We start from the raw sequence: 9,030 nt of genomic DNA, 5'->3' as shown, positions 1-9,030 counted from the left end.
GCTACGGCCGGTCGGTCTCGCCGACGGCGATGTCCGGGTGGTGCATCTCCCGGTCGGCGGCCGGGTCGACGACGGTCCGCGTGCCCACGGGGGCACCGGGGCGGCCGACGGTGATGGTGCGGGGTGCGGGGCGGGCGGCCCGGGGCAGCCGGACCCGGAGCAGGCCGTGGTCCATCACCGCGTCGATGGCGTCCGGGTCCACGCGGGCGGGCAGGTCGACCCGGTACTCGAAGCCCCGCGTCTCGAAGCCGCCGGGGATGCCCTGGTCGGCGTTGACCTCGGCCTCGGAGCGGGCCCGGACGCACAGCTCGCGGTCGTCCAGCTCGACCGCCACCTCCTCCGGCGCCACCCCGGGCAGCCGCACCACGACCTCCCAGCCGTCGGCGGTCTCGGCCAGCTCGACGTCCGGCGGCCCGGCCCGCCCGCCGACCAGCCGGCGCAGCTCGGAGCGCAGGGACTGCAACTCGCCCATCGGGTCCCAGCCCTGCTGCCGCCCGCGCCAGCCCCGGCCGGACCCGCCGCCCTGCTCGCTCATGCCGACCCTCCGCTGCTCGCTCATCGCACCTCTCCGATCCGGTGGGTGGCCGCCGAGGACCGCAGTGAGCTGGGCGCGTCCAGGCCGGCGTCCCGGTCCACACCGACGCCGAGCCGGTCGACCAGTTCCCCACCGAGCCAGGCGCTGATGCCGAGGATGGCCAGTGCGACCACCTCGATGGCGATCAGCGCGCCGCCGGCAGCCCGGGAGTCGGCGTTGAGCCGCACCACCCAGGTCGCCGCGAACAGCAGGATCACGGCGAGGTTGGCGGCGGCATGGCTCAGCCCCACCCGCTTGGCGCGGGTCCCCGACGGGATGGCCAGGAGGTCGAACGTCCCGGCCGCCGCGGCCAGCAGGCCGCCGACCAGGCCGACGGTGATGTTCCAGTACGCGACCTCGCCGAGGAAGTCCGGCCCGCCGACGGTGTCGACCACGTCGAACAGGACCGCGGTGACCAGCAGGGCCACCGGGAACATCACCAGCATCGGGTGGACGGGGTGGCCCAGCACCTTGAGTCGGCTCTCCATCCGGGCCTCCACTGCTCGGTCTGTCCGGGCGCCTCGGGTGAGGCGGTACCCCCGCCGCCGATGGGCAAACCTCGCGCCGGCCGCCGCCCCCTAGGCTGGCGGGCGGCGGCCACGCCGCCACCGGAATCAACGCACGGGGGAGGGTCACGTGACGGTGGAGATCACGTCGCACGAGGAACTGCGCGAGCTGCTGGGGGCGCCGATGCCGCGGGCGCTGGCCAAGGAACGGCCCGTCCTGCACGAACGGGACCGGCAGTGGCTCGCCGCGTCACCGTTCTGCCTGGTGGCGACGGCCGGCGCGGACGGCAGCTGCGACGTCTCGCCGAAGGGCGACCCGCCCGGCTTCGCGCTGGTGCTGGATGACCGGACCATCGCGATCCCCGAGCGACCGGGCAACCGGCGCGCCGACGGCTACCGCAACATCCTCGACAACCCGCACGTCGGGCTGCTCTTCCTGATCCCCGGGCGCACCGACACGCTGCGGATCAACGGCCGGGCGCGGCTGGTCCGGGACGCCCCGTGGTTCGACGACATGGTGGTGAAGGGTCACCGCCCGATCCTCGCCGTGGTCGTGGAGATCGAGCAGATCTTCTACCACTGCGCCAAGGCGTTCCTGCGCTCGCAGCTCTGGCAGCCGGAGAGCTGGCAGCCGGAAGCGCTGCCGTCCCGGGCCCGGCTGATCAAGGAGGTCGAGAACCCGGCCGAGAGTCTGGCCGACCTGGAGCGCCACTACGGCCCGAGCTACGCCGCCACGATCTATTCCTGACGGCCGTCCCGGTGCGGTTTCGGCCGCCTCGCCTCCGCCATTGCTAAAGACATCTTTATAAAGATAGCTTTAGGTATGTCCCTACCCGAGGTGAAGCTCTCCGACCCCAAGGCCCTGCGCGGCTACGCGCACCCGCTGCGGATGGCCCTGATCGGGCTGCTGCGGCAGCAGGGCCCGTTGACCGCCACCCAGGCCGCCGAGCGCCTCGGCGAGAGCGTGCCGAACTGCTCGTTCCACCTGCGACAGCTCGCCAAGTACGGGCTGGCCGAGCGGGCGCCGGGCACCGACGCCCGGGAACGGCCATGGCGGGCCACCGCCCTCAACACCTTTTGGGACGACGCCTCCGACGACCCCCAGACGCGCGCGGCCGTCGACGAGCTGAACGCCGTCCAGCTCGCCCTCTACACCCGCCGCGCCGAGGAGTTCCTGAGCCGACGGGCCGACGAGCCGACGGAATGGCGGGCGGTCACGGGGTTCAGCGACCGGCCTGTGCACGTCACCCCCGACGAGATGGCCGAGCTGACCGCGCGGATCGAAGCCCTGCTCGCGGAGTACGACGACCGGATCACCGACCCGACGAAACGTCCGGCCGGCAGCCGGAAGGTCAGCCTCATGCACCTGGCCGTCCTCACCGATCCGCCGCCAGCCGGAGCCTCCGCCGGCGAGCAGGGCGGTGCGCGATGAGCGCCGAGGCGACCGCCACCCCGGTCACCGCCCCGCCCGGCAGCCCGTCCCGACGCGGTCCGCTGCCCCGGCTGCTGCGCGACAGGGTGTTCCGCCGGTACTGGTCGGCGCAGACCGTGTCGTACTTCGGCGACGAGATCTCCGCTCTGGCCCTGCCGCTGCTGGCCGTGCTGGTGTTCCAGGCCACGCCCGCCGAGATGGGCTACCTGACCGCCGCCGCGCTCGTCCCGAACCTGCTCTTCTCGCTGCTCGCCGGCGCCTGGGTGGACCGGTACCCGCACAAGCGCCGACTCATGATCCTCACCGACCTCGGCCGGGCGCTGCTGCTCACCGCCGTGCCGGTCGCCTACCTGCTGGGCGTGCTCACCCTGACCCAGCTCTACGTGGTGGCCTTCGCGGTCGGCACGCTCGCCGTGCTCTTCGAGGTCGCCCGGGGGCCGCTCTTCGTCTCCATCGTGGCCCGACCCGACTACGTCGAGGCGAACACCCTGGTCAACGGCAGCCGGGCGATGTCCCACGTGGCCGGGCCAAGCATCGGCGGGGTCCTCGTGCAGGTGCTCACCGCGCCGATCGCCCTGATCGCCGACGCCCTGTCGTACGTCGTGTCCGCGTACTTCCTGATGCGGATCCAGCCGACGGAGCCGGCGCCCGCCCGCGGCGGCCTGGCCCTCGGCGGTGGGCTGGGCTTCATCGCGCGGACACCGATGATACGCGCGATCCTGCTCGGCACCACCACGCTCAACCTGTTCAACTTCATGCTGGCCGCGCTGTTCGTGCTCTACGCCACGCAGGAACTCGGCCTCTCGCCCGGCCTGCTGGGCGCGGTGCTGGGCGCGGGCGCGGTGGGTGGCCTGATCGGCGCGGCGCTGACCGGCCCGCTGGTCCGCCGCTTCGGCGTCGGGCTGACGCTGCTGGCCGGGTTCGTCCTCTTCCCTGCCCCCATGCTGCTCATTCCGCTCGCCGGCGGGCCGACACCGCTGGTCGTCGGGATGCTCTTCGCCGCGGAGTTCCTCGCCGCGGTCGGGGTGATGCTGCTCGACATCACGACCGGCTCGGTGCAGACGGCGCTGACCCCGCAGACGCTGCTGGCCCGGGTGGCCGGGGCTCGGCGCACCATCAACTACGGCATCCGGCCGATCGGCGCGCTGCTCGGCGGCGCGCTCGGCAGCACCCTCGGCGTACGGCCGGCACTGTGGATCGCGACGGCGGGCGCCCTCGCCGGGGTGCTCTGGGTGTTCTTCTCGCCGGTCCGCCACCTCCGTGACCTGCCGGAACAGGCCGACTGACGGGGCCGGACGTTTGAGGTGGCCGCCGAGGGTACTGCTATCGGGGACGGCCCGGCGCGTCACACGGCGCCATTCTCTGGACACGGGTCGAAGGAAGGACGGACCTCCCATGCCCACGCGAAGCAGCTCGGGGTCGACCGCGACCAAGAACCCCCCGGGCAACCAGACGCCGAACACCCCGGACATCAACGAGAGCGAGATCGCCCGGATGAAGGTCGACGACCTGCGCGACCGACTGCGTCGGCGCGGGGTCACCGACACCGCCGACATGAAGAAGGACGATCTGGTCGAGGCCCTGGTCACGAGCCTCCGGGACGCCTCGGACTCCTCCGGCTCCTCGTCCGGCGGCATCCGGACCGGCGCGCAGACCTCCACGTCGGTCAGGTACTCGCAGGTCATCGACTCGGTGGACGACGAGCCGGAGCGGCCGGGTCGCAGCCTGGTCACCACCGACCACGAGGTCATCCGGCAGTGGGCCGAGGCCCGCAAGGGCGTGCCGTGCACCGTCGACGGCACCGACCACGACGGCCACGCGGGCGTGCTGCGCTTCGACTTCCCCGCCAACGGCCGCGAGGACCGGCTGCGTGAGATCAGCTGGGAGGAGTGGTTCGAGGCCTTCGACAAGCGCCGGTTGAACTTCATCTACCAGGAGGAACGCGCCGACGGGCGGCAAAGCAACTTCTTCCGGCTGGACAGCCCGGACCGCGAGGACGGCTGAGCCCCTCGTACCGGACGGCAGGCCCGGGTCGGCATCCCGCCGGCCCGGCCGCCGCGTGTCGACGGCACGTCCTCGCCCGGCTCGCCGACATCGGGCGCGCTGTCCGATGTGGTGTTCCGCCAGGTCCGGCGATTGAGCGTCATCACCGGGGGTAGGAGTTCACACGGACGAGGGACGGCTCTCCCCTCCGACGAGAGCAGTTCGACCAACGAGGAGGATCACCCGTGACCACGAAGGTCGAGAAGTCCATCGAAGTGCAGGTTCCGGTCAGTACCGCGTACAACCAGTGGACGCAGTTCGAGGAGTTCCCCCAGTTCATGGGGGGCGTCCGCGAGGTGCGCCAGCTCGACGACCGACGGATGCACTGGGTCGCCGAGATCGCGGGCGTCAAGCGCGAGTGGGACGCGACGGTGCTGGAGCAGGTGCCCGACCAGAAGGTGGCGTGGGCGGCCACCGAGGGCGCGACCAACGCGGGGGCGGTCTACTTCCAGCCCGTCGGCCCCGACCGCACCATGGTCCGGCTGCACCTGGAGTACGAGCCCGAGGGCATGATCGAGAAGGCCGGCGACAAGCTGAACCTCGTCGAGCGGCAGGCCGAGTCCGACCTGCGGAAGTTCAAGTCGTACATCGAGGAGCGCGGCGTGGAGACCGGGGCCTGGCGCGGCACGGTCGACGGCGGTCTCGGGGTCGGCACGCCGGGCGTCGAGCACGCCGCGGGCACGCGCGGCGACAGCGGCAAGGCCGGGGTGTCCGGCAAGGCCGTGGCCGCGGGCGCCGCAGCGGCCGGGGCGGCGGCGGCCGGGGCCGCCGCGGCCGCGAAGCGCCGCTCCGACACCGACGAGGACGGCCGTCCGGCCACGGGGACCGACGCGGGGTACGTGGTGCCCGAGGTCGAGGTGGTGCCGGATGCCGGGGCCGCCGGCTACCCGCACCGCACGCTCTGAACCTTTCCCGTACGCCCAGGAGCGCCAGCGACCGGCCCAGGTCCCCGTGACCTGGGCCGTCGCTCGTGCCCATCCCGGCCCCCGCGGCCCGGCCGCCCGCCGCCCTGTCCGCGCCGGCCCTGCGGGGGATGCTGGGACGGCCGGGTGGCGCGCTGTCCCTTTCGCGGGCGGCGTCAGGCCGTCTCCGCGGACACCATCCACAGGTGGCCGTCCGGATCGGCGAAGGCACCCGCGTAGCCCCACGGCTGCTGGCCCGGCTCGACGACCACCTCCGCGCCGGCGGCCCGGGCCCGCTCGACGAGCTGGGCCGCTTCGGCCGACGTCGTCGCCGACAGGCTGAGGACGCACTCGCTCTGCCCGCGCCGGGCGACCTCGTGACGGCCGATGACCCAGCCGAAGCCGCCAGCCGGCACCAGCATGACCCGGAGACCGTCGTTGAGCGCGAACTGCAACGGCTCGGGGATGCCGTCCTCCGCGAGCTCCCCGATGGCGTCCAGGCCGAGCCCTTCGGAATAGAAGCGGTACGAGGTCGGGCGGTCAGCGATCGGCAGGCTGACGACGACCGGTGCGTACTGCATGAGCTGCCTCCAGAGGTTGACGGACGACGTGAGTCGTCAGGGTGGACGCCGACGGGCGCGGAAACTCACCGCCCCAGTTGCGCCCGGAGGCCGTACCGGTCGATCTGGATCCAGTACTCCACGATCAGCCCGTCGACCACCCGACAGACCGCGCTGGTCAACTGGCTCACCGACGCGCCCCGGTGGGCGCGAGACCGTCGACCTCCCCGACGCGGTGGGGACTGCGCTCGACCACGGCCGGGGCCTCGGCCTGCACCTGGCGGGCCGTCCCCGTCGGGGCCATGAAGCGCCCGGCCTGGGAAGGGTCGACGTCGGACCGGACCACTGTGCATCACGACAGTATTCCCGCAGGTCACCGGGATCGCGGCGCGACCGGCCCCCTCGGTCACTCGCGCCAGCCCGCCGCGTTCGTGCAAGACTCCCGCGAGATGCCGGAGCCGGTGTCCGGCCACCCGCCGAACCGCTTGTTGTGCAGGTGGGCGAAGAAGTAGCACATGCTCTCGCACGTGCCGTCCGGCACGGCCACGGCGGGGTCGGCGTTCACCGCCTCGTAGAACTCGCGCCCGAGCGCGACGATGTGACCCCGGGCGTAGAGGAAGCCGTCGTCGGACCCGTCGGTCACCTCGTGGACGTCCGCCCGGTCGATGTTGTGCAGCTTGCGCTCGACCACCCGGTCGAGATCGGTCAGCTCCTGGCTGGACAGATCCGCCGAGAGCTGGCGGAGGTTGTCGAGGAACGGGTTGAGCCACGCGTCGATGGCGTAGAGGCTGTCACCATCGTCGTCGGCTCCCGGGTCGCGGGTCAGGAGCGCCCGGCGGAGCGCGGCGGGCTCGGCACCCAGCCGCTCCCAGGCGGCCTCGACGAGAGCCCAGAACCGGGCCTCGTCGTCGGCGCTGGGCAGCTTGGCGATACCACTGGCAGGATCAGTCACGGCGGGAGCGTAGCGACCGCGACCGACAACCTCGCCCCGCCGAGACGACACCGCAGATCGAGGACGCCGGCGAAGCTCCGGCCGCCGGTCGATCGCTTCGGTGGGTACCGAAGTGTCACGCCCGTACCGTCGGCGACCATGACGACGACGACCAGCTCTCCCGCCGCCACCGAGCATCTGACGATCAGCCCGAAGGTCCTGTACTTCGGGACCCCGGTGGTGCTGCTGAGCACCGAGAACGACGACGCCAGCCCGAACCTCGCACCCATCTCCTCGGCGTGGGCTCTCGGCCACGTCGTGGTGCTCGGACTCGGTTGCGAGGGCCAGAGCGCCGCCAACCTCGCCTCGCGCCCCGAGATGGTGATCAACTTTCCCGCCGCGCACCAGTGGGAAGCCGTCGAACGCCTCGCCCCGCTGACCGGCCGGCACCCGGTACCGGTCCAGAAGCGTGACCGCTTCCGCCACGAACCGGCGAAGTTCGAGGCCGCCGGGCTGCGCCCGCAGCCATCGCAACACGTGCGACCACCCCGGGTGGCCGACTGCCCGCTGCAACTGGAGGCCCGCGCCGCGCACGTCCGCGCCGACGCGGGCGGCGACTTCCTGATCGTCGAGGCCCACGTCCTGGCCGTGCACGCCGACGCCCGCATCGTCGTGCCGGGAACCGACCACGTCGACCCGAAGTCCTGGAACCCGCTGATCTACAACTTCCGCCACTACTTCGGCCTCGGCGACCAACTCGGTCACAGCTTCCGCTCCGAGACGCCCGCGGTGTGACCGCCGACGGCGTTGACGATCCGCCCGCCCCGCGCTCGTGGCCGGGGCCGCCTCTCATTCAGGCGGAACCGGCGCGGGGTGACGGCCGCCGCCACTAGCGTCGGGACCATGCCCGCCCGTCCGTCCCGATGGTCGATGCCGCCGCGGGTGCTGGAGGCACCGTCGTACCTGCAGGCGTTCGTGCTCTCCGGGGTGATGACGGTGCTGGTGACGCGGGCCTTCCTCCAGGCGGCCGGCTTTCCGCGGCTCGGCGGCGGCGGGCTCCACATCGCGCACGTGCTCTGGGGCGGGCTGCTGATGACCGCCGCCCTGGGTGTCGCGCTGGTCTTCCTCGGCAGCGCCCCGCGCATCCTGGGCGCGATCCTGGGCGGGACAGGGTTCGGGCTCTTCATCGACGAGGTGGGCAAGTTCGTCACGGCCGGAACCGACTACTTCTACGCCCCGGCCGCCGGCATCATCTACGGCGCCTTCGCCCTGCTGGTCGTGATCACCCAGGCGATCCGCGGGCGGACCAGGCTTTCCGGCCCGGAGCGGACGGCCAACGCGCTGTACACGGTCGTCGGCGGGCTCCGCACGGGGCTCACCGATCGGCGTCGCACAGCGGTCATGCGTCAGGTCGACGGCTGCGGCCCGGACGTCGAGGAGGCGGTGGCGAAGCTGTTGGACGCCGTACCCCGGCGTGAGCCGCCCGGCACCCGGTTCTGGCAGCCCTGGCTCAGCCGGGCCCGCCGGGCGGTGATCTGGGTGACCACCCACCGGTGGGTGGTGTCGCTGGTGGTGCTCTACCTGGTGGGCGAGCCGTTCGTCGTCGTGCTCACGGTCGTGCAGGACGCGGTCACCGGCCTGTTGCCCGACCAGCGGGAGTGGCGGGCGGTGGTCGGGGTCTCGGTCTCCGCGCTGATCACCGCGGTGTTCGGCATCCGCGGGGCGTTGCTGCTACCGCACGACCGGGTTCGAGCCTTCCGACTGTTCAAACTCGCGCTGCTCGTGGACCTGCTGTTCGGGCAGATCTTCAGCTTCACCGTCGATCAGTTCGGGGCGCTCTCCGCGCTCTGCGTGGACCTCTTCCTGCTCGCGGTGGTGACGGCCGAGTACCGCCGGCTCTGCCGGCAGGCACCGACGTCACGCAAGTGAGGTGCGGCTGACCGGCTTCGGCTGGTCGCTCCGCCACCTGATCGGCGGCGGCCTGAAGAAGCGGCGAAGCCGCTCGTTGACGGGACTTCTGCACCGTCGCGCGGTGCCGCCCAGGACGTGTTTGCCCCCACCGCTCCTGCACACAGCGTGCGG

The 9,030-nt window shown here is 72.5% G+C and carries 10 protein-coding genes and 1 pseudogene; 7 read left to right on the top strand and 4 right to left on the bottom strand.

Going from position 1 to position 9,030, the window contains the following annotated elements; translation table 11 throughout:
• Window position 1 precedes the first annotated feature (1 nt).
• Window positions 2-535 carry an Hsp20/alpha crystallin family protein gene (locus ACGF5G_RS01230; protein WP_393259175.1) on the bottom strand — a complete coding sequence of 178 codons (534 nt, stop codon included), beginning with the start codon at window positions 533-535 and terminating at the stop codon, window positions 2-4.
• A 20-nt stretch (window positions 536-555) separates the two neighbouring features.
• The gene (locus ACGF5G_RS01225) at window positions 556-1,062 is read right to left on the bottom strand and encodes a DUF2231 domain-containing protein (RefSeq protein ID WP_393257752.1); all 507 of its coding nucleotides are present in this window, start codon (window positions 1,060-1,062) and stop codon (window positions 556-558) included.
• A 148-nt stretch (window positions 1,063-1,210) separates the two neighbouring features.
• Between ACGF5G_RS01225 and ACGF5G_RS01220 the strand changes: the two genes are divergently transcribed.
• From ACGF5G_RS01220 to ACGF5G_RS01200, 5 genes and pseudogenes are all read left to right on the top strand, one after another.
• Window positions 1,211-1,828 carry a pyridoxamine 5'-phosphate oxidase family protein gene (locus ACGF5G_RS01220; RefSeq protein ID WP_393257749.1) on the top strand — a complete coding sequence of 206 codons (618 nt, stop codon included), beginning with the start codon at window positions 1,211-1,213 and terminating at the stop codon, window positions 1,826-1,828.
• A 75-nt stretch (window positions 1,829-1,903) separates the two neighbouring features.
• Window positions 1,904-2,512 (top strand): helix-turn-helix domain-containing protein, encoded by a 609-nt coding sequence (locus tag ACGF5G_RS01215; protein ID WP_393257746.1) that lies wholly within the window; start codon window positions 1,904-1,906, stop codon window positions 2,510-2,512.
• Window positions 2,509-3,798 carry an MFS transporter gene (locus ACGF5G_RS01210; protein WP_393257744.1) on the top strand — a complete coding sequence of 430 codons (1,290 nt, stop codon included), beginning with the start codon at window positions 2,509-2,511 and terminating at the stop codon, window positions 3,796-3,798. Before ACGF5G_RS01215 ends, ACGF5G_RS01210 begins: the two co-directional genes overlap by 4 nt.
• Window positions 3,799-3,907: 109 nt before the next feature.
• Window positions 3,908-4,516 carry a hypothetical protein gene (locus ACGF5G_RS01205; RefSeq protein WP_393257741.1) on the top strand — a complete coding sequence of 203 codons (609 nt, stop codon included), beginning with the start codon at window positions 3,908-3,910 and terminating at the stop codon, window positions 4,514-4,516.
• A gap of 224 nt (window positions 4,517-4,740) precedes the next feature.
• A pseudogene (locus tag ACGF5G_RS01200) lies at window positions 4,741-5,190 on the top strand (SRPBCC family protein); the annotation flags it as partial.
• Window positions 5,191-5,633: 443 nt separating this feature from the next.
• Here the strand turns inward: ACGF5G_RS01200 and ACGF5G_RS01195 are convergent.
• Both ACGF5G_RS01195 and ACGF5G_RS01190 read right to left on the bottom strand, forming a co-directional pair.
• Complete coding sequence (locus ACGF5G_RS01195; RefSeq protein WP_393257738.1) at window positions 5,634-6,038, bottom strand: VOC family protein; 405 nt, start codon at window positions 6,036-6,038, stop codon at window positions 5,634-5,636.
• 385 nt (window positions 6,039-6,423) lie between these two features.
• Window positions 6,424-6,969 (bottom strand): DUF4240 domain-containing protein, encoded by a 546-nt coding sequence (locus ACGF5G_RS01190; protein ID WP_393257736.1) that lies wholly within the window; start codon window positions 6,967-6,969, stop codon window positions 6,424-6,426.
• Window positions 6,970-7,107: 138 nt separating this feature from the next.
• On the opposite strand from ACGF5G_RS01190, the gene ACGF5G_RS01185 reads away from it, so the two are divergent.
• A complete protein-coding gene (locus ACGF5G_RS01185) occupies window positions 7,108-7,743 on the top strand; it encodes a flavin reductase family protein (protein WP_393257733.1) in 636 nt (211 codons plus the stop codon).
• 135 nt (window positions 7,744-7,878) lie between these two features.
• Complete coding sequence (locus ACGF5G_RS01180; protein WP_393259173.1) at window positions 7,879-8,877, top strand: hypothetical protein; 999 nt, start codon at window positions 7,879-7,881, stop codon at window positions 8,875-8,877.
• The last annotated feature ends 153 nt before the right edge of the window (window positions 8,878-9,030 follow it).

Origin of the sequence: Micromonospora sp. NPDC047730, assembly GCF_043204765.1 — a bacterium.
Taxonomy (GTDB): Bacteria; Actinomycetota; Actinomycetes; order Mycobacteriales; family Micromonosporaceae; genus Micromonospora.
This window is presented reverse-complemented; position numbering and strand designations above follow the sequence as displayed.